This window comes from Oleiharenicola sp. Vm1 (assembly GCF_047777955.1).
GTDB lineage: Bacteria > Verrucomicrobiota > Verrucomicrobiia > Opitutales > Opitutaceae > Didemnitutus.
Map to the genome: position 1 here is coordinate 2,789,457 of NZ_CP180537.1, position 20,545 is coordinate 2,810,001.

Annotated in this window: 15 protein-coding genes and 3 pseudogenes; 7 read left to right on the forward strand and 11 right to left on the reverse strand. The window is 69.4% G+C overall.

Annotation, left to right across the window (positions count from 1 at the left end; all coding sequences use genetic code 11):
- Nucleotides 1–4 precede the first annotated feature (4 nt).
- The 4 genes from menD to ACMYLB_RS13605 form a co-directional block, all read right to left on the reverse strand.
- Nucleotides 5–1,594 carry a 2-succinyl-5-enolpyruvyl-6-hydroxy-3-cyclohexene-1-carboxylic-acid synthase gene (gene menD / locus ACMYLB_RS13590; protein ID WP_415907522.1) on the reverse strand — a complete coding sequence of 530 codons (1,590 nt, stop codon included), beginning with the start codon at nt 1,592–1,594 and terminating at the stop codon, nt 5–7.
- 2 nt (nt 1,595–1,596) lie between these two features.
- Entirely contained in the window at nt 1,597–1,725 is a 129-nt protein-coding gene (locus tag ACMYLB_RS13595; protein WP_415907523.1) for a hypothetical protein, read from the reverse strand.
- A complete protein-coding gene (locus ACMYLB_RS13600; protein ID WP_415907524.1) occupies nt 1,722–3,086 on the reverse strand; it encodes an isochorismate synthase in 1,365 nt (454 codons plus the stop codon). Before ACMYLB_RS13600 ends, ACMYLB_RS13595 begins: the two co-directional genes overlap by 4 nt.
- 80 nt (nt 3,087–3,166) lie before the next feature.
- The gene (locus tag ACMYLB_RS13605) at nt 3,167–4,696 is read right to left on the reverse strand and encodes a class I tRNA ligase family protein (protein ID WP_415907525.1); all 1,530 of its coding nucleotides are present in this window, start codon (nt 4,694–4,696) and stop codon (nt 3,167–3,169) included.
- Between the two features lie 93 nt (nt 4,697–4,789).
- Between ACMYLB_RS13605 and ACMYLB_RS13610 the strand changes: the two genes are divergently transcribed.
- The 5 genes from ACMYLB_RS13610 to ACMYLB_RS13630 all read left to right on the forward strand — a co-directional run bounded on the left by ACMYLB_RS13610 (nt 4,790) and on the right by ACMYLB_RS13630 (nt 11,719).
- Nucleotides 4,790–6,019 (forward strand): sensor histidine kinase, encoded by a 1,230-nt coding sequence (locus ACMYLB_RS13610; protein WP_415907526.1) that lies wholly within the window; start codon nt 4,790–4,792, stop codon nt 6,017–6,019.
- The gene (locus ACMYLB_RS13615; RefSeq protein WP_415907527.1) at nt 6,016–6,678 is read left to right on the forward strand and encodes a response regulator; all 663 of its coding nucleotides are present in this window, start codon (nt 6,016–6,018) and stop codon (nt 6,676–6,678) included. The genes ACMYLB_RS13610 and ACMYLB_RS13615 overlap by 4 nt, the downstream gene beginning before the upstream one ends.
- A 114-nt stretch (nt 6,679–6,792) precedes the next feature.
- Nucleotides 6,793–7,443, forward strand: a complete 651-nt coding sequence (locus ACMYLB_RS13620; RefSeq protein ID WP_415907528.1) for a type IV pilus modification PilV family protein — start codon at nt 6,793–6,795, stop codon at nt 7,441–7,443.
- Nucleotides 7,440–8,204: a type II secretion system protein J gene (locus ACMYLB_RS13625; RefSeq protein WP_415907529.1), complete on the forward strand. Its 765-nt coding sequence runs from the start codon at nt 7,440–7,442 to the stop codon at nt 8,202–8,204. The genes ACMYLB_RS13620 and ACMYLB_RS13625 overlap by 4 nt, the downstream gene beginning before the upstream one ends.
- A 5-nt stretch (nt 8,205–8,209) precedes the next feature.
- Complete coding sequence (locus tag ACMYLB_RS13630) at nt 8,210–11,719, forward strand: hypothetical protein (protein WP_415907530.1); 3,510 nt, start codon at nt 8,210–8,212, stop codon at nt 11,717–11,719.
- Nucleotides 11,720–11,740: 21 nt separating this feature from the next.
- On the opposite strand, the gene ACMYLB_RS13635 is transcribed toward ACMYLB_RS13630, so the two are convergent.
- The 5 genes and pseudogenes from ACMYLB_RS13635 to ACMYLB_RS13655 form a co-directional block, all read right to left on the reverse strand.
- Nucleotides 11,741–11,977, reverse strand: a complete 237-nt coding sequence (locus tag ACMYLB_RS13635; protein ID WP_415907531.1) for a non-canonical purine NTP pyrophosphatase — start codon at nt 11,975–11,977, stop codon at nt 11,741–11,743.
- 41 nt (nt 11,978–12,018) lie between these two features.
- Nucleotides 12,019–12,351 (reverse strand): annotated as a pseudogene (locus ACMYLB_RS13640) (non-canonical purine NTP pyrophosphatase); the annotation flags it as partial.
- Between the two features lie 34 nt (nt 12,352–12,385).
- A complete protein-coding gene (ribD, locus tag ACMYLB_RS13645; RefSeq protein WP_415911087.1) occupies nt 12,386–13,336 on the reverse strand; it encodes a bifunctional diaminohydroxyphosphoribosylaminopyrimidine deaminase/5-amino-6-(5-phosphoribosylamino)uracil reductase RibD in 951 nt (316 codons plus the stop codon).
- Nucleotides 13,337–13,554: pseudogene (locus tag ACMYLB_RS13650) on the reverse strand (riboflavin biosynthesis protein RibD); the annotation flags it as partial.
- Complete coding sequence (locus ACMYLB_RS13655; protein WP_415907532.1) at nt 13,551–14,195, reverse strand: MBL fold metallo-hydrolase; 645 nt, start codon at nt 14,193–14,195, stop codon at nt 13,551–13,553. The pseudogene ACMYLB_RS13650 and the gene ACMYLB_RS13655, both read right to left, overlap by 4 nt.
- 218 nt (nt 14,196–14,413) lie before the next feature.
- Here ACMYLB_RS13655 and alaS point away from each other — a divergent pair.
- Nucleotides 14,414–17,163: pseudogene (gene alaS / locus ACMYLB_RS13660) on the forward strand (alanine--tRNA ligase).
- A 408-nt stretch (nt 17,164–17,571) separates the two neighbouring features.
- On the opposite strand, the gene ACMYLB_RS13665 reads toward alaS, so the two are convergent.
- Nucleotides 17,572–17,889 (reverse strand): FtsX-like permease family protein, encoded by a 318-nt coding sequence (locus ACMYLB_RS13665; RefSeq protein ID WP_415907533.1) that lies wholly within the window; start codon nt 17,887–17,889, stop codon nt 17,572–17,574.
- Entirely contained in the window at nt 17,802–20,063 is a 2,262-nt protein-coding gene (locus ACMYLB_RS13670) for an ADOP family duplicated permease (protein WP_415907534.1), read from the reverse strand. The genes ACMYLB_RS13665 and ACMYLB_RS13670 overlap by 88 nt, the downstream gene beginning before the upstream one ends.
- A gap of 176 nt (nt 20,064–20,239) precedes the next feature.
- On the opposite strand from ACMYLB_RS13670, the gene ACMYLB_RS13675 reads away from it, so the two are divergent.
- Nucleotides 20,240–20,491, forward strand: a complete 252-nt coding sequence (locus tag ACMYLB_RS13675; RefSeq protein ID WP_415907535.1) for a hypothetical protein — start codon at nt 20,240–20,242, stop codon at nt 20,489–20,491.
- The last annotated feature ends 54 nt before the right edge of the window (nt 20,492–20,545 follow it).

Sequence of the window (20,545 nt, forward strand, 5' to 3'; positions counted from 1 at the left end):
GTTTTTATTTGGCCGCCGCCGCGAACAGCGCCTTGCGGAAAGCCGCATCGCGCTTCCGGTCCGTGCGCACCTCGAGCACGCGCACGCCGCGCGCGGGCAAGCGGCCCAGCAGCCGCTCGAAATGCCGCCAGTCGCGCACGACGGTGTGCGCCACGCCATAGGTCGCATAGAGTCTGGCGAAGTCGACCGACTGCGGCGTGCCGAAGAAACGCTCGAACGGCGGCTCGAACTGCGCCACCGGCAGGTGCTCGAAGATGCCGCCGCCGTCGTTGTTCATCAGCACGACGGTCAGGCTGCCGCGCAGCTCGCGCGCGAGCAGAAAGCCGTTCGTGTCGTGCAGCAGCGCGAGATCGCCCGTGACCAGCACGGCGGGCGCACCGCGATGCGCGAGGCCGAGCGCCGTCGACAGCGTGCCGTCGATGCCGTTCGCGCCGCGGTTGCAGTGGATGACGTGCGCCCGGTCGTTCGCCGGCCAGAGATATTCCGCGTCGCGCACGGGCATCGAGTTGGCGAACATCACCGTCGTGCCCTTCGGCAACACGCGCGGGAGCAGTGCGCTCGCCTGCCCCTCGAAGAGGCCCGGCGCGCCGGCGAGCCCGCGGCGCAACCGCGCCTCGATCCGCCGCTCCGCTTCCGTCCAGCGGCGCACCCAGGCGCGCGGCGCCGGCCGCGCCCGCACCGTCGCGGCGAAGGCGGACACGTCGGCGCGCACCACACGCGTCGCGCTGTGCAACGCATCGGGATTGTCCGCGCGGGTAGTCACGAAAGTCACCGGCACATCGCCCTCGCCGAGCCATTGCCGCAGCGGCTTGCTCGTCGGCCAGTCGTGCAGGCAGAGCACGTGCGACGGCTGCAATTCCTTTGTCCACTCCGCCGAGCGCGCGATCACGTCGTAGCGCGTGACGAGTCCCGGCACGAGCTTCGCGAAATTCCGCAGCGGCGACAGCGCGTCCGCCAGCACCGGCCAGCCCAGCCGCCTCGCCAAGCGTCCGACGGCGCGCGCATAACCGGCGGCGTCCGCGACGCGCACCTGTCCGGCGACGATGAGGCCGCGCCCGCCCAGCGCGATCGCCCGCGGCGCGGCGCCCGCGGGTTCGCCGACCTGCAGGTGCGCAAAGAACTTCCCCGCGATCTCGCCCCGCAGCGCTTCGGCCGCGTCGTCCGGCACCGGCGGCAGCGGGTCGCGGAACGGCGCGTTCAGGTGCACCGGTCCGGCGACCGGCCCGAGCGTGCGCTCGACCGCGTGCGCGACCGTCTGCCGCAGGTAGCGCAGCCGCGCCACGCTCGCCTCCGGCACGCAGAGCTCGTGGTAGAAAGTCACGTAGCCGCCGAACAGCTTCTGCTGGTCGATCGCCTGGCCGGAGCGACACTCGCGCATCTCCGGCGGCCGGTCGGCCGTGATCACCAGCAGCGGCACGCCGCTCTCGCGCGCCTCGATCACCGCCGGGAAGTAGTTCGCCCTCGCCGTGCCGCTCGTGCACAGCAGCACGACCGGCCGGTGCGATTGCCGGGCCAGGCCGAGCGCGAAGAACGCCGCCGAGCGCTCGTCGAGCACGGGAATCGCCTCGAACGCCGGGTGCGCCGCGAACTGCACCGTCAGCGGCGTCGAGCGCGAGCCGGGGAGATCACCGCCTGTCGCACGCCCAGCCGCGCCAGCGTCTCCACGAGCACGCTGCCCCAGAGCGAGTTCACGTTGCGGAAATCGAGGGCGAGGTCGCGGCTCATGCGTCGGTCAGGGCTTCGATCAGAGCTTTGAACTTCAGCTCCGTCTCGGCGAATTCTTTCTCCGGGTCCGAGCCGGCCACGATGCCGGCGCCGGCATACGCCGTCGCCGTGCACCCGTCGACCAGCGCCGAGCGCAGCCCGACGAAGAACTCGCCGCCGCCGCGATGGTCCACCCAGCCGCTGGTGCCCGCGTAAAGCCCGCGCGCGAACGGCTCCAGCTGCGCGATCGCTGGCACCGCGCGCTCGCGCGGCGTGCCGCCGACCGCCGGCGTCGGATGCAGCCGGGCGACGAGATCGAGGATGTGCACGCCCGCCGGCAGCGTGGCGCTGATAGGCGTGTGCAGGTGCTGGACGTTCGCCAGTCCGAGCAGGCGCGGCGTCGCGGCGTGCTCCAGCTGGATGCCGAGGTCGGCGAGGCGGCGTCCGATCGCGGCGATGACGAAGCGGTGCTCGCGCAGCTCCTTGTCGTCCTGCGCCAGCGCGCGGGCGAGCGCGGCGTCCTCGCTGGCAGACTTGCCGCGCGGCGCCGAGCCGGCGAGCGCCTCGGTGTGCATGCGGCCCTCGGCCACGCGCACCAGCCGCTCCGGCGACGCGCCGATGAAGCTCTGGCCCCGGCCGTTCGCGACGGAGAAGGCGTAGCAGCCCGGATAGCGCTGCCGCAGGTGATTCAGCACGCCGAGCGGATGAAACGGCTCGGCCGTCGTCAGCCGCTGGGCGCGCGCGAGCACGATCTTCTGGTAATCGCCGCGGGCGATGCCCGCGAGCCCGGCCGCGACCGCGCGCTGGTAGGCGCCGGCACCGCCGATTTCCTCGATGCGCTTCGGCGCGGACGGGCGCTCGCGGTTGCGCGCGGAGGAGTAGTCAAACGAGCGGAACTTCGCGTGCGCCTTCGCCACCTTGGCGGTGACGAGATCGAGCGGCAGCTCGGGCGTGACGACGAGATTGGCGACCGCCACCGAGCCGTCGCCGCGGCGCGACACCTGCCAGCGCGGCACGAAGACGCGCAGCGCGGGAAACGCCGCGTCCGGCGCCGCCTCGTCGGCGAAACCCGCCGCGACGAAGAAGTGCGGTCCGGCAAAGGTCTCGTCGAGCGGCCCGACGGCGATGGTCTGCGCGAGCGTCTGCGCGACGAACTCCTTCGCCGCCGCGAAACGCGACGGGCCGTGCACCTCGAACGACAGCACCGCCTCCGCGCCGGCCACGGCGAAACCGGAGCTCGGTCGCTCGATGTAGAAATGCGGCTCGTGCTCCTCGAAGATCGACTCGAGCACGGCGAGCGGATCGAGGCTCTCGACCGCCACGCTGATGCTCACCAGCTGCGGCCGGCCGGCGCCGCGCGCGCGCTCGGCGCAGTCGCCCAAAACGCCCGCAGCGCCTCCGGGGTGGAGTTCGCGGCGGGATTGACGGGGAGGTGGAGCATCGCCGGGGCGAAGCGGACGCGTCAGCCCTTCTTCTCCGTCGCGGGCTTCGGGAACAGGATGTCGACCGCACCGAGCTTGGCGCCGGCGAGGCGGCCGCCCCATTCGAGTTCGCCTTCCCACTGCGCGAGCGGCGGCAAGGCGAGGCCGGTGCGGATCTTGTCGACCGCCGCGGGCATCACCGGCCAGAGCAGCGCGGAGCCGAGACGCAGCGCCTCGGCGATCGTGGCAAGCGTGGTGCGGAGCTGGGCCTGCGCGGCGGGCGACGGGTCCTTGGCGAGCTTCCACGGCGCGCGCTTCTCGATGTAGGCGTTCGTCGCGGTGATGAACTGCATCGCGCGCTCGAGTGCGATATGGAACTGGAAGCCGTCGCAGAGCGCGAAAAACTCGTCGCGCGTCTTCGGCCACAGCGCCTGCAGCTCGCGCTCGGGATCCTCGGTCACTTCGGCCGTCGGCACGACGCCCGCAGCGAAGCGCGTCGTCATGTTCAGCGTGCGATTGACGAGATTGCCGAGGCTGTTCGCGAGCTCGCTGTTGTAGCGGACAAGGAACTGCTCCTGCGAGAAGTCCGCGTCCATGCCGACCGTCATCTCGCGCACGAGGAAGTAGCGCAGCGAGTCGACGTTCCAGGTTTTCGTGAACTCGACCGGATCGACGAAGTTGCCGGTGCTCTTGGACATCTTGGCGCCGTTGACCGACCACCAGCCGTGCACGAGCAGGGCCTTCGGCGGCGGCAGGCCGAGCGCGTGCAGCATGATCGGCCAGTAGATGCCGTGCGCGGGGATGAGGATGTCCTTGCCGATGACGTTGAAGTCGGCGGGCCAGCGGCCGTTGTCCTTCACCGCGGTGTAGTAGTTCAGCAGCGCGTCGAACCACACGTAGGTGACGTAGTTCTCGTCGAACGGCAGCGGGATGCCCCACTCGAGGCGGTCCTTCGGACGCGAGATGCAGAGGTCGTTGAGCGGCTCGCTGAGGAACTCGAGCAGCGACTTCCGGCGGTGGGCCGGGAACACGAAGTCCTCGTGCGCGGTGATGTAGTCGATCAGCCACTGCTGGTAGGCGCGCAGCTTGAAGAAGTAGTTGCTCTCGGTGATCTCGATGACCTCGCCGAAGATCTCCGGCCACTTGCCGTCGGGCAGGCGGTCCTTCTCCTGCAAAAACTGCTCCTGGCGCGGCGAGTAGAAGCCCTTGTATTCCGCCTTGTAGATCTCGCCCTTGTCGAAGAGCTGCTGCAGGCAGTCGCGCACGACCTGCTTGTGGCGCGGCTCGGTGGTGCGGATGAAATCGTTGTTGGAGAGGTTGAGGAGCTTGGCCAGCTGGACGAACTCCGCGGCGGTCTCGTCGACGAACTGCTGCGTCGGCACGCCCTTGGCGCGCGCGCTCTGCTGGATCTTCTGGCCGTGTTCGTCGGTGCCGGTGAGGAAGAAGACGTCCTGACCCTGCATTCGCTTCGTGCGCGCGATGACGTCGGACAGCACCTTTTCGTAGGCGTGGCCGAGATGCGGCGAGCCATTGACGTAGTCAATGGCGGTGGTCAGGTAGAACGACTTCATGAAAAGAACGGTCAAAGTAGTGGTCGGGGGCCGTTTGTCGAAGATTTTGACGGGACTCGCCGCGCGGCCTAGGACACGGTGGAAAACGTCGCCATGACTCCCCTCGCCCGCGCCCTGCTGCTCTCGATCACCCTCGTCGGGGTGTTCCTGGTCGCGGCGTTTTCGCTCCAGGCCTGGTGGCTGCGGCAGGAGGCGGCGGCCCGCGGCGAGGCCAGCGAGCGCCTTGGGCACACCCTCGACGCCGCCCTCCGGCTCGCCCCGCGGCCGCCCGAGAAATGGGACGAGCGCTACCGCCGCGACCTCAGCCAGCTCGCGCAGGCCGACGTGCAGCTGGAACGCGCGCCGGGCAGCCCGCCGGCCGGTCCCGACAACGTCTTCGCCACGGTCACTCTCGCCGGCCACCCGGGCTGGATCGTCACCGCGGCGGGCCATTCGCCGACCCTGGAACGCCTGCGCCGGTCGCACCAGCGGCTGTTCATCACCACGATCTTCCTCGCCCTGCTGCTCGGCGCGGTGCCGCTGGTGTTCAGCCTGGCGGGCTCGCGGCCGGCGGTGGAACGCGACACGCGCGCGCCCTGGCGCCGCGACGCGGCGGGCCTCGAGCAGTTCGCCCGCCTCACCGTCGAGCGCGGCGCGGCGCTCGAGCGCGAGCACGACGCCCGGCGCCGCGCCGAGGAGGACCTCCAGGTCAGCCGCACGCTGCTCGACCGTTCGCTCGAGGAGCGCATCCGGCTCGGCCGCGAACTGCACGACAACATGAGCCAGACGCTCTACGCCGTGAGTCTCGCGCTGGAGAGCGTGCGCAAGAAGATGACCGCCGCGCCCGCGATCGAGGAGCGGCTCGACCAGTGCGTGATCGAGCTCCGCCGCCTCAACCAGGAGGTCCGCGCCTACATCCGCGAGCTCGAGCCGGAGAATCTCCGGCGCGAATCCTTCCCCACCGCCCTCGCCTCCACGCTCAAGGGCCTCGTGCCCGACCACGTGGCCCTCGACCAGCGCTTCGACCCGGCGGCGCTCGAGCTGATTCCGGCCGAGCACGCGTCGGAGCTGGTCAACATCGTCCGCGAGGCCGTGAGCAACAGCATCCGCCATGGTCGCGCCCAGCGCATCACCCTGCGCGCCGCACACGACGCCGGCGCGCTGGCGCTCGCGATCGCCGACGACGGCGCGGGCTTCGCCCCCGATCAGACCGGCGCCGGCGGCCACGGCCTGGCCAACATGCGCGCGCGCGCCGCGGCGCTCGGCGGCACCCTGCAGGTCGAGTCCGCTCCCGGAAAAGGCACTCGCGTCCTGCTCACCTTGCCCGTTGCCTCCGCCTCATGAATGCCCCCGCCCGCCGCATTCGCGTCCTGCTCGTCGACGACAGCCCGTTGATCCGCCTCGGCCTGCGCGCGGCGCTCGAGGATCGCGCCGACATCGAGATCGTCGGCGAGGAAGGCACCGCCGCCGCGGGCGTGGCCGCCGCCGAGCGCCTGAAGCCCGACCTCGTGCTCCTTGACCTGCGCCTGCCCGACAAGCCCGGCTTCGCGGCCTGCCGCGAGATTTCCGACCGGCTGCCCACGGTGCGCGTGCTCATCCTCACCTCCGCCACCGACGAGCGCAACGTGCAGCAGGCCATCGCCGCCGGCGCCTACGGCTATCTGCTCAAGGACAACGACAGCGCCACCCTCGCCGCCGCCATTCTCCAGGTCGCCTCGGGCCGCTCCGTGCTCGACCCGACCCTCGCCGGCCAGGTCGTCAGCCTCGTGCGCCGCGGCCCGGAGCTGAGCGCCGTCGACAAGATCAAGTCGCTCTCCTTCCAGGAGCAGCGGGTCGTCGCCCTGCTGACCGAGGGGCTCACCAACAAGGAAATCGGCGAGCAGCTCAATCTCACCGAGAAGACCGTGAAAAACTACCTCGCCACGATCTTCGACAAGCTCGGCATCCAGCGCCGCGCCCAGGCCGCCGCCCTCTACACCGAGGCGCAGCGCGAATCGCTCTAGGCGGACGCCGCCCCGTTTACACGCGGGGAGGCGATCGCCTCTAGTTTTCGGGGAGGCTTTTGCGATGAGCCGTCGGCCATGTCGGCCTTAGCGGCCCGCGGGCATAATGGACGCATGCTCAACGCGCCCCCGTCCGCCCCGACCTCCCCCGCGCGCCCCCGCGGCATCCGCGCCCTGACGCTCGTGGAAACCATGTTCGCCATGACCCTCATGGCCACGACGCTGCTCGGCTTCCTCGGCGCCTTCATCCAGTCGCGCCGCGTCACCGAGTCGAGCGTGCTGCACGCCGCCGCCACCAGCTTGGTCTACGGCATCGTCGAACAGATCAAGACGTTCGACTACACCACGCTCGTCCCGAGCACCAGCACCGACCCCGACCAGGCCACCTACGACGCCTTCCCCGGCTCCGGCAAGAGCGCGCCCTACATCCGCGTCCGCCTCAACCAGGACCAGGTCACCTGGCTGCAATGCAAGACCACCGGCGGCGCGCCGACCAGCCGGCCCTCCGAGTCCGCCACCGCCTCGAGCCTCGACGTGCCCGACAACATCATCGGACCGCTCACGCTCTCCAGCGTCAGCGGCACCTCTTCCCAGCCGCTCACCCTCCACGTCTGGGTGTGGATCGACGAGATCCCCGACGTCGCGCACGACGTGAGCGACGTGAAGAAGATCACCCTCGTCTACTCCTACAGCTACGCCGACGGCGCGCGCCGCCGCACCGCCGTCGATCGCGAGGTCTTCCTCCGCACGCGCTACGACCAATGAAAACCGCCCCCGCCTTCCCTCTCCGCTCCGCGGACCCGCGCCGCCGCGCACGCGGCTTCACCCTCGTCGAGGCCCTCATCTCCATGACCATCGTCGGCATGGCGATGGGCGGCGCGCTCGGCATCTTCGTCATGGGCCTGAAAATCATGTATCGCGACGGCGAGCGTCTCTCCACCAACGCCTCGCTCCGCTACTTCATCGCGCAGATGTCGAAGGAGACCCTCGACGCCACCGAGTTCTACGTCTTCCCCAACTACACCAAGCTCGACGGCAGCGTGAACCTCTCGACCGACGTCGCCACGCTCCAGTCGGACTCCTACGGCACCCAGCTCGCCTACGGCGATTGCGTCGTGCTCGTGTCCCGGGTCGATACCGACGACGCCACCTCGAACATCCGGCAGTTCCGCATCTATTACCGCGTCACGGCCGACACGAGCGCGCGCGCGCCGATCCGCTACTACGCCAGCACCGACTACGGCAGTGCCGGCACCTCCAGCTCCATCACCACGCTGCTGAATTCCGTCAACCTGAACTCCAACCCGACGCCCACCGGCTCCCGCCAGATCGTCGCCAGCGCGCGCGGCCGGCTCCAGACCGGCTCCAATCCGGCCTACTACTACCCGATCTTCGCCACGGAGACCGACACCGACACGCCCACCAATTACAGCGTCTCGGTCAACGTCGAGGTCATCAACGGCACGACGACCAACAACCTGCTCTCGAGCTCCAGCTTCAACTACACGATCTCCCCGCGGAAATGATCCCCATGCACCCGACCCTCCCTCGCCTCCTCCGCGCGCAACGCGGCTCCGCTCTCATCGTCGTCATCTTCTTCATCTTCATGGCGGCGCTGCTCACCGGCAGCATCCTCAAATACTCCGTCACCGAGCGCCGCTCCAACGAGCGCCAGCGCCTGATGATGCGTGCGCGCAACATGGCCGAGAACGTCGCGCTCTACGGCTCCGAGCAGATCACCACCAAGCTCTACAAGGTCCGCAACCTCACCCCGCGCCGCTTCACCGACATCTACATGCCGCCCGACAGCGTGCTCACGACCGATTTCTCCGCGCCCTCCGACTCCGAGATCTACGCCGGCCTCACCAGCTCGCAGGGCCTAGCCCAGGTCACCAACACCAGCGACACCAACTACGGCCTTCAGGTCGCCACCGGCCAGGTCGACATCATCGCCAAGTCCACCATGACCCACCCGGCCGTCGGCGCGGTCACCGCCTACGCGCGCCAGCAGCTCACCGTCACCGAGATCCCGCTCTTCCAGTTCGCCATCTTCTACAACGAGGACCTCGAGTTCTCGCCCGGCGCCAACATGACGATCAGCGGCCCGGTCCACTCCAACGGCAACCTCATCGCCCGCAGCCAGAGCGGCTTCGCCAACACCATCCGCTTCACCGACCGCGTCACCGCCAAGGGCGGCTTCTTCGCCAACACCGGCTACAAGGGCACGATCTACAACGAGACCGACACCGCCGACGCCGGGCCCGGCGGCTCCGGCGCGCTCTATTTCCAGAATCCGGCCGGCACCGGCACCAACATCTACAGCGGCTCCATCTGGCGCGACCACTTCTACTCGTCCAACAGCGGCTCGAGCGGCTCCACCCCCACCGCCACCCAGCTCGCCAACTTCAAGTCCTTCGCCACCTCCAGCTACGGCGGCAACCTCCGCACCAGCGTCCACGGCGTCACCGAGCTGACGCTCCCCGGCATCGACAACACCGCCACCGACAACGGCGGCCGCTACCTCATCGAGCCCGCCTCCTCCGGCGACACCGCCGGCATGGTGCAGAACAAGTTCTCCCGCCGCGCCGGCCTCTACATCATCGTCAACCCCGACGACGAGACCCGCACCGGCACCCTGCCCAACGCCAGCACCGTCAGCATGCGCGCCCGCTCCTACCGCTGCTGGCTCAACGTCGTGAACACCGACGGCTCGCACACCCTCACCGAGGTCGTCCTTCCCGGACAGCCGAGCTACGGCGCCAACAGCGCCTACGTCAACTTGCTGCCCAACGCCTACCGCACCGACACCGCCGTCGGCAGCAACCAGGTCCTGCGCATCCCCAAGGGCGGCGGCGGCGACCTGGCCGACACCGGCTACGCCGACAGCGCCGCCCCGAGCTACGCCAGCAACGCCTACACCTTCCAGGACGCCTTCTTCTACGACCTCCGCCGCGCCACCAACAGCAACGGCCACCCCTTCAACCGCAGCGGATATCCCTTCGCCCCGCGCCCGATCTCGAAAATCGATTTCGACTTCACCCGCTTCAAGATGGCGGTCGACCGCACGCTCAACGCCGCCACCACCAGCACGGTCTACAACCCCGCCCGCCCCAACGCCACCAACTGGAGCAACTCGATCTTCAACAGCTCCGCCACCCGCACCGCCCTCGGCCTCGGCACCGGGACGACTTTCGACACCTTCGGCGCGACCGATGCCATCGACGTCGTGCAGCGCACGCAGGCCTCCGCCTACGCCCCCGACACCCTCACCCTCGGCAGCACCAAGCAGACGGGCGCCAGCGGCACGCCCGCCGCCTACGTCGGCCGCTTCAAGGTCGAGGAAACCTCCTCCGCCGATCCCTACGCCGGCGGCGCCACCTGGACCACCGTCTACACCTCCACCTCCGACGAGTCCGCGCACACGCACACGCCCACCGCCGGCATCACCGGCATCCGCGTCAGCCAATACTTCGCCGGCGGCACCACCACCCTCCTCGACCAGCAGATCATCCCCGTCACCGTCGACAACGCCGCCTCGCCCGCCACCGTCTTCGCCCTCACCAACGACCGCTTCATCGTCCCCTCGACCAGCAACACCGGCGGCTTCCTCCTCACCAACGCCTACACCGACCTCCACGTCTACGTCGGCGGCGTCGACGATACCGCGAACTGGACCTTCACCATGCCCGCCGTGACCGGCAGCTCCACCGGCGGCTTCGGCGCCTCGAGCGGCAGCGTGCTCAGCACCGGCGTCTACGGCAACGGCGCCGGCTACAATCGCTTCTGGCTCACCGGCATCTCCGCCACCGCAGGCACCACCACCGGCACCGTCACCCTCCGCGCCACCAAGGGTGCCACCACCATCGACCGCACCTTCACCTGGGTGAAGCAGAGCAGCATCGCCGGCCTCTCGCCGAGCGGCGACCAGTCCGGCTACTGGCTCTCCGCCAGCAACAGCGTCGCCGCCGACCCGTTCAAGATCTACTACGTCACCGCCAACCCCGCCACCGACACGCCCACGCCCGTTCCCGCCACCGCCCTCTTCAGCGCCGGCAGCAACACCCCGTGGTTCGACGGCATCACCGTCTACCTCCAGTCGGTCGACGCCGAGAGCACCGCCGGCAAGGTGCTCACCTCCGGCATCCCCGCGCGCCTCGACTCCGGCGTCCGCCTCCTCAACGCCCGCGGCCCCGTCGCCTCGATCACCACCGACACCTACACCGGCCTGAGCTTCGCCACCAACGACGCCCTCTACTTCGTCGGCCACTTCAACGCCGACGGCACGATCAACTCCAGCACCAGCTCCACCGGCACCGGCGGCTACAGCGGCCGCTACCCCGAGTCCACCGGCGAATACCTCACCGCCGTCATGGCCGACGCCATCACCATCCTCTCCCAGCCGGTCTACACCCGCAGCGGCAGCGGCACCGCCGCCTCGCCCTACGTCTACACCCAGTCCTCGGGCTGGTGCGACGCCCTCAGCGCCAACACCCGCTCCGACCAGGGCGGCGGCAGCGCCTACTCCACCTCGTGGCAGACCTCGAACCCGAGCTCGAGCAACACCATGGACGGCACCAACCAATCCGTCGCCCTCACGCCGCTGCCCTACCAGGGCACGAGCACGAGCGGCGCCACCGCCTCGACCCGCGACTACAAGTTCGCCCCCACCGAGACGGAGATTTCCGCCTGCCTGCTCACCGGCATCGTCGAGACCAACTCGCACCAGCACAGCGGCGGCGTGCACAACTACCCGCGCCTGCTCGAGAACTGGGCCGGCACCGGCCTCTACATCCGCGGCTCGATGGTCGCGATGTTCACCAGCGAGGTCGCCACCGAGCCCTGGAGCATCCGCATCTACTCCGGCGCCGGCCGCTACTGGGGCCTGCACGAAAACCTGCGCACCACCAACCACGACGTCCCGCTCGAGCCGATGCTCATCAGCGCCAATCGCAAGGCCTACAAGGAAATCAAGGCGCAGAAGCAGAACACGAGCGACGAGCCGCAGTATTCCGAGCTGAAGACGACCATCACCGGTCTCTGAGGCGGCCCGCGCGGGCGCGCCCTACCGCACGCCGCCCTCCGCCAGCCACCGCGCCAGCTGCGCCCATGCGCGTCCGCGGTGGCTGATCGCGTTCTTCTCGCTCTCGCTCAGCTCGGCATAGGTGCACGCAAAACCCTCCGGCACGAACAGCGGATCGTAGCCGAAACCCTTCCCGCCGCGCGGCTCGCGGGCGAGCACGCCCTCGCAGCGCCCCTCGAACACCTGCTCCGCGCCGCCCGGCCCGCGCAGCAGCAGCACACACACGAACCGCGCCGCGCGCCGCCCTCCGGCACGTCGCGCATCACCTCGGCGAGCTTGCGCAAATTCGCCGCGGCGTCGCCCTGCGGTCCGGCGTAGTAAGCCGACTCCACGCCGGGCGCGCCGTCGAGCGCGTCGACGCACACGCCGCTGTCGTCCGCCAGCACCCACGCGTCCGGGGGCAGCGTCGCCTGCAGCGCCATCGCCTTCTTGCGCGCGTTGCCGGTGAAGGTCCCGGTATCCTCCTCGACCGCCGGCATCCTCGCCGCGGGCACGACGCGCACGCCGCGCCCGCGGCTGGCCGGCGTCTCATCCGCCAGCCGCTGCATTTCCTCCGCCTTGTGCCTGTTCCCCGACGCGAGATGGATGATCATGACAAGTCGTTCGCGCCACCGGTCCGCGGCGCCTTCATTCCAGCAGGCTCCGTTTGCTGAACGTCGCCTCGTCGACGAACATCTTCTCCGGATACTTCACGAAGCCGCGCGTCAGCACGTCCTCGCCGAGCGTCTCGTGCCGCACACGCTCGAGGCGCACGGCGTTCGCGAGGTGCTCCGTGCGCAGGCCGCGGAAGATCGTCTTGCCCTTGTCGTCGCCGAAGAGCACCGGCGCCTGGTAGCTGAAGAGGTAGTCGAGCTCGCGCGCCTGCAGCAGCTCGCTCACCAGCTGCGCCCCCCCCTCGAAGAACACGCCGGTGATGCCCTCCTCCGCGCACTTCTTCCGGAAATCGGCGAAGGACACCTTCGGCGACGCATTCGACAGCACCCAGGTGCGCACGCCCATGCCGTTCAGCTTGCGCATGTAGCCGAGCCCGCCGTGCGCGGTCGTCACCACGATGGTGCGCTCGCGGAACTCGTCGGTGTAGAGGTTCGGCATCGCCTTATCGAGCACGCTGCGCAGCAACCCGTCGAAGACGAAGCGCACCGGGCACCACTCGGCCCCCTCGAGGCGCGCCGTCAGCCGCGGGTTGTCCGCGCGCAGCGTGCCGGCGCCGACGGCGATCGCGGGAAAGTAGCGCCGCCAGCGGTGCCCGTTGGCGCGCGCGGCCTCGCCGGTGATCCACTTCGACTCGCCCAGCCGCGTCGCCACCTTGCCGTCGAGCGTCACCCCGGCCTTCGCGGCGAAGAGCGGCCGCTGCGCCGTGATCCAGTGGTTGAAGATCAGGTTCAGGTCCTCGCACTCGGCCGCGAGCACGCCGCGGATCACCTCGACGCCCGCCTGCTGCAGGAGCTCGAAGCCGTGGCCGGCATGGGCCGGGTTCGGATCGGTCGCGCCGACCACGACGCGGGCGATCTTGTGCTCGATGATCGCGTCGGTGCACGGCGGGGTGCGGCCATGGGTGCAGCACGGCTCGAGCGTCACGTAGAGCGTCGCCCCGGGTGCGGCCGGCGGCCGAGCGCGCGCAGCGCCGCGATCTCCGCGTGGGCCTCGCCGGCCTTGGCATGGTAGCCCTCGGCGACGACTTCGCCCTTCTCGACGATCAGCGCGCCGACCAGCGGATTGGGATGCGTGTCGCCCCACCCGCGCTTCGCCACCTCGATGGCGCGCCGCATGAACCACTGGTGATCGAGCTCCTTCATCGCGCCGGCGCCGCCACGAACGGATTGCCCTCCTTCTCGTCGCCCACCGTCGTGCGCGGGCCGTGGCCGGGCAGCACGACCGTCTCGTCGGGCAGCGTGTAGATCTGCTCGCGGATCGAGCGCTCGAGGGTCGGAAAATCGCCGCCGGGCAGGTCCCAGCGCCCCACGCCGCCGTTGAAGAGCGCATCGCCGACCAGCGCGACCTGTGCGGCGGCCTGGTAGAACAGCACGTTGCCCGGACAATGTCCCGGCACGTGCCGCACCTCGAACTCCCGCCCGAGCGCCGCGAGCCGGTCGCCCGGCTGGAGGAACGCGTCGATCTTCACCGCCTCGAGCTCGAGGCCCGGCATGAGGAAGTCGCGCATCACTTCCGGCGTCTCGATCAGGTGCTGATCCGCCCGGTGGGCGCGCACGACGACGCCCGCGGCGCGCTTGATCTTCGCCGCATCCTGCGTGTGGTCCCAATGCCCGTGCGTCAGCCACAGCTCCTTCAGCGTGCAGCCATCCTTCGCCAGCACCGGCTGGACCTTTTCCCAGACTTCCGCCGGGGCATCGACCAGCACCGCCTCGCCCGTCGCGGGCTCGGTCAGCAGGTAGCCGATGGTCTGGATCGGACCGGAGGGCAGCGGATAAATCTTCACGCCGGCCAGAATCCGCTCCGCCCGCGGATCCGCAAACGCAAATTGCCCCGCACCTTCGGCCTCATCCCCGGCAGGTCCCACCTCGGCCGTCGCCCACGCGCTCCCGCCCCGCGCACGCGCGCGCCTCCGGACCCGGTGTGGCCGGCCCGTCATAGTCCCCAACTTTTCACTCGCCGCCCCCCGTCCCGTCCTCTGTCCTCAGTCCTCTGTCCTCCGTCATGACCTCCGCCGAAATCCGCCAGTCCTTCCTCGATTTCTTTGCTCAGCAGGGCCACACGATCGTCCCGTCGTCGTCGCTCCTGCCGGACTCGCCCGGACTTCTCTTCACCAACGCCGGCATGAACCAGTTCGTGCCCATCTTCCTCGGCGACCGCGCGCCCGACGTCTCCAAGTGGGCCGGCGTCCGCCCGTCCAAGGACACCCGCGCCGCCGACACCCAGAAGTGCATCCGCGCCGGCGGCAAACACAACGACCTCGAGGACGTCGGTTTCGACACCTACCACCACACGATGTTCGAGATGCTGGGCAACTGGTCCTTCGGCGACTACTTCAAGAAGGAGTCGCTCACCTGGGGCTGGGAACTCATCACCCAGGTCTGGGGCATCCCGCCGAAGCGCCTCTTCGCGACGATCTACAATCCCGACAAATCCAAGGGCGACCCCGCCGAGCGCGACGAGGAAGCCTACGCGATCTGGGCCGAGCTGTTCCGCAAGGCCGGCCTCGATCCCGCCGTCCACATCGTCAACGGCAACAAGAAGGACAATTTCTGGATGATGGGCGACACCGGCCCCTGCGGCCCGTGCTCCGAGATCCATTTCAACCTGCTCCCGTCCGACGACGAGGCCGAGGGCCGCAAGCTCGTCAACAGCTCCAGCCCGCGCTGCATCGAGATCTGGAACCACGTCTTCATCCAGTTCAACGCGAACGCCGACGGCACCTTCGCTCCGCTCGCCGCCAAGCACGTCGACACCGGCATGGGCTTCGAGCGCGTCGCCGGCATCTACGCCACGACGAAAGGCTTCAAGGACTTCTCCGCCGAGCCCTCGAACTACAACGCCGATGTCTTCGCGCCGCTCTTCACCAAGGTCGCCGCGCTCTCGGGCAAGACTTACAAAGGCACCGTCCCGACCAAGCGCGAAGGCCTGATCGAGCAGGAGAACATCGACATCGCGTTCCGCGTCCTCGCCGATCACGCACGCTGCGTCTCGTGTGCCATCGCCGACGGCATCATGCCCGGCAACGACGGCCGCAACTACGTCATCCGCCGCATCCTCCGCCGCGGCATCCTCTACGGCAAGAAACTCGGCTTCAAGGTCGGCGACTTCTCCCAGCTCGTCGCGCCCGTCGTCGAGTCCCTCGGCCACGTCTTCCCCGAGCTGAAGCAGCAGCAGGAAGTGATCGTGCGAGTGATCCGGAGTGAGGAAGAGAGCTTCGGGCGGACGCTGGATCGGGGACTCGAGGTGTTCCGCAAACACCTCGAAAACACCGAGCACAATCAGCGCATCGTGAATGAAGCCGAGAGCAAGATCGCTGGACGGATCACGATGCTCGTATTCCCCGGCACCGCCGCCTTCGAACTCTACGACACCTACGGCTTCCCCCTCGACATGACGCAGCTGCTCGCCACCGAGCGCGGCCTCACGGTCGACACCGCCAAGTTCGAGGAGCTGATGGAGCAGCAGCGCGAGCGCGCCCGCGCCGCGCAGAAGAAGGAAATCGTCGTCGCCGCCACCGAGGGCGAGAGCGTCACCGTCGAACCGACCAGGTTCCTCGGCTACACCGAGACGACCGCGCACGCCAAGGTCCTTGAGGTCGTGAAGACCGACAAGGACACCTTCCTCATCTTCGACCAGACCCCGTTCTACGGCGAGATGGGCGGCCAGGCCGGCGACACCGGCCACGCCTTCGCCAACGGCGAGAAGATCGAGATCGTCGACACGGTGAAGGACAAGTTCGGCCGCCACCTGCACAAGATCGCCGCCGGCACACCCGTCCCGGTCGTCGGCTCGCCCGCCACGCTGCACATCGACCTCGCCCGCCGCCGCGCCATCAACCGCCACCACAGCGCGGCGCACCTGATCCACTGGGCGCTCCGCAAGGTCCTCGGCACGCACGTCCGCCAGGCCGGCACGTCCAAGACCGCCGACCGCATGCGCTTCGACTTCTCGCACTTCGAGGCCATGACCGCCGCGCAGATCAAGGAGGTCGAGCAGCTGGTCAACGAGAAGGTCATCGATAACGCCAGGGTCGAGTGCTACGAGACCGAGTTCGACCGGAAGCCCGAGGGCACCCTCGCCTTCTTCGGCGACAAATACGGCAAGATCGTCCGCGTGGTCGACATCGGCGGCTACTCCCGCGAACTCTGCGGCGGCACGCACGTCGCCACCACCGGCGAGATCGGCCTGATCAAGATCGTCGCCGAGATGGCCGTCGCCGCCGGCACCCGCCGCGTCGAGGCCGTCGCCGGCCAGCCCGCCTACGATTTCGTCGCCGCCGAGGAGACCGCGCTCAAGACCGTCAACGCCCGCCTCAACGCCGGCGTGCAGGACGTCGCGCAGAAACTCGAGGCCGTGCTCACCCGCCAGAAGGAACTCGAGCAAAAGCTCAAGGCCTACGAGGCCAAAGCCTCCGCCGGCCTCGCCGAGGAACTCGCCGCGAAAGCCACCGCCAAGGACGGCCTGAAGTTCGTCACCGCGGTCGTCACCGCCGACGCGCCCGAGTCGCTCCGCTCGCTCGGCAGCCAGGTCTTGAACAAGATCGGCGAAGGCGTCGTCACTCTCGGCGCCGCTTTCGGCGACAAGGCCAGCGTCGTCGCGTTCTGCTCCCCGCCGCGGTCAAGGCCGGCCACCAGGCCGGCAAAATCGTCAGCGAGCTCTCCGTGAAGCTCGGCGGCAAGGGCGGCGGCAAGCCCGATTTCGCCATGGGCGGCGGCAAAGAGCCGGCGAAACTCGCCGAAGTGCTGAAGTAAGGCCGGGGCCGTTGTTCCCAACGGCCCTTTTGTCTCATCGACGCCTGCGTCCCCGGGCGGTTGGAACAACCGCCGCTACCCGCACACGCGGCCTTCGCAACGCCACGCCCCATCCGCCACTCGGTAGGGGCCGTTGTCCCAACGGCCCTTCGCCCACGCCGCGTCCGCACGCCGCCTCCGCTTGTAGGGCGGGGTCGCCGAACCCCGCCCCGCCCGTCACTCAACTCACGAAAAGCGGGCCCAGGTCCCACTCGCGTCGCCACCGAAACGGCGACGCCCCCTTTCGCCAACGCCGCAACCTGTAGGGCGGGGTCTCCCGACCCCGCCGCGCCGCGTGGGTGGCGCGCGTAACGTAGAAAGGCGGGGTCGGGAGACCCCGCCCTACAGTATTCAGGCGTTCGGCTGCGCTTACTCGTCCCTCAACGCCACGAGCGGGTCGATCTTGGCCGCACGGCGCGCCGGCAGGTAGCTCGCCAGCAACGCCACGACGATGAGCACGAGCGCGACCGCGGCGTAGACCAGCGGCTCGGTGGGCGTCACGCCGAACAGCAGGCTCGTCATCGAGCGGCTGAGCAGCACGGCGCCGACCAGGCCGAGCCCGATGCCGAAGCCGGTTTTCCACAGGCCCTGCTTCAGGATCAGCGCGATGATCTCGCCGTGCGAAGCGCCGATGGCGCCGCGCACGCCGATCTCGCGCGTGCGCTGCGAGACATCGTAGGCCAGCACGCCGTAGATGCCGAGCGCCGAGAGAAAAGCGCCAGACCGGCGAAGGCCACGAGCAGCAGCATGACCGCACGGCGGTTGTCGTAGGACGAATCGACGACCTGCCCCATCGCGCCGGTGTCGAAGAGCGCGATCGCCGGATCGATCTCCTTCACCTTCGCGCGCAGCGCGGCGACGACGTCCGCCGCCGGACGCTCCGTGCGCAGGAACAGCGTCAGTCCGCCCGGCCGGCCGCCCTGCATGACCTGGTAGATGAACGGATTCCCGCTCTTCTCCTCCACGCCGTTGTGCGGCACGTCCTTCACCACGCCGACGATGCTCGGCCAGTCCTCGGGCTTGTCCGGCCGGTTGCCGAAGGTGAACCGCCCGCCGACCGCGGAGCCGTTCGGGAAAAACTTCCTGGCGAAGCTCTCGTCCACCACGTAGACGCGGCGGTTCGGCGCGAGGTCGCCCTCCTCGAAGAAGCGGCCCTCGACGAGCTTCAGGCCCAGCGTCTCGAGATAGCCCGGCGTCACGATGACGCGGAACGCACCCGGCTGCGGCGCGCCCGGCGGCAGCGTGTCGTTCTCGAGCGTGAAGGCGTTGATCGGCAGCCCGCCCTGGAACGGCGTGGCGAAGCCGAGCGCGACCGACTGCACGCCGGGGATCTCCCGCAGCGCCGCCAGCATCCGCTCGCGGATCTTGTTCGCCGCCTCGTCGCTGGCGCGGTGCGCCTGCGGCAGTGCGACGCGGCCGGTGACGACGTGCGCGGGATCGAAGCCCGGGTTCACGTCCAGCGCCTTGGCGAAGCTGCGGATCAGCAGGCCGGCGCCGGTCAGCAGCACCAGCGCCACCGCGACCTGGGCGACGACGAGCACGCTGCTCAGCGCCCGCACGCCGCGGCCGGACGAGGCCCCGCGCGTGCCGCGCTGGATCACCTCGGCGAGGTTCGTGCGCAGGATGTGGAAGACCGGGATCAGCCCGATCAGCACGCCCACGAGGAGCGCCAGCGCGACGGCGAAGCCCAGCACGCGCAGGTCGATCGTCGCGGCCAGCGCCTGCGGCAGCATCTTGGCCAGGTAGAAGTTCGTCACCTTGAGCGCGCCCCACGCCAGCAGCACGCCGAGCACGGCGCCGAGGCCGGTGAGCAGCAGGCTCTCGAGCAGGAGCTGCCGCGCGATGATGCGCCGGCTCGCGCCCAGCGCCGAGCGGATCGCCAGCTCCGACTGCCGCGCGTTCGAGCGCGCGAGGAGCAGGTTGGCGACGTTGACGCAGCCGATGAGCAGCACGAAGGCCACGCCGCCCTGGAGGAGGAGCAGGGTCGGCCGCACGGGCTCGACGCGCTGCTGCTGCACGCCGCCGACGTTCATCGTCATGCCTGAGCGCTCGACGAACGCCTTCAGCGGCGGCGGTCCCGCGTCGACGTAGAGTTTCTCCAAGGTCTTCGCTTCGGCGTCGGCCGCGCCGACCGTCGCGCCCGGCTTCAACCGGCCGTAGAGGCTCAGTCCGACGCCGTAGCGGCCCTGCGGATTTTCCGCGCCCGCCGGCCAGCTGAGCGGCGTGATGAATTTCACCCGCGCGTCGAACGCCTCGAACACCCGCGGCGCCACGCCGATGATCTTGTAGGCGTCGCCGTCGATGCGGATTTCACGGCCGATGACCTCCGGGCTCTCGTTGAACTGCGTCCGCCAGTAGGTCTGCGTCAGCACCACGACGCGGTCCGCACCCGGCTTGTTCTGCTCCTTGGTGAAGAACGTGCCCAGCAGCGGCTGCACCCGCAGGATGGAAAAAATCTCCGCCGTCGCCCGCGCCGCCGGCGTGCGCACGACCGCGCCCTCCTCGCCCACCATGGTGTAGGTGAAGTTCCAGAGGCCCAGGGTCTCGTAGGACGTCGCGTTCTTCGAGTAGTCGAGGTAGAATGGCACGTTCGCGGGCATGTGGTTCAGGCCCGCCTTCGCCGCCGAGGTGTAGAGCTCGACGATGCGGTCCGGCTCGTGGAACGGCAGCGGCTTCAGCATCAGCGAATACACTGTGGAGAAGATCGCGGTCGTCGCGCCGATGCAGAGCGCGAGCGTCAGCAGGGTCGTGGCGGCGAAACCCCGGCTCTTCCAGAGCAGCCGGAGCGCATGGCGGACGTCGCCGGGGACGCCGCTGAACAAGCCGGCGGCACCCGAGGCAGGGACACGAGGGGTAGACATGGAGAGAAGAACCCGGGAACGGGCGAAAGGTTACAGCCCCGCTGCCGCCGCACAACGCGTAAAGCCGGCCGCCGTCCGGGTCGCACCACCGGCGCCGCCCGGCGCATTCCGCCAGCAAAATTTCCGCCGGCCAACACGCGGCTTTGCTTCCGGCCGGGAGCGACTATCCTGCGGGCATGGACACGAAGAGCATCGCCAACGAAATCTGCGATCAGGCCGATGACTTCCTCGCCGGCGTGCGTAAGCGCGATGAGGCCAAGGCGGGCATCGCGGAATACCTCACTCTCCACCACCGCTCGCTCGCGCCGGCCGACAAGAAGGCCGTGATCGAGCAGACCATGCGCATCCTCGAAAACGAGGGCTTCTTCGACGCCGACGCCGGCGGCGAGGAGGACGCGGGCGATTTCAGCGACGCGGAGGAGGAATGAGGCATCCCGCCCCGCTCGGCGAGGCGGCTGAACGCCGACCGCCGGCGGGCCGGC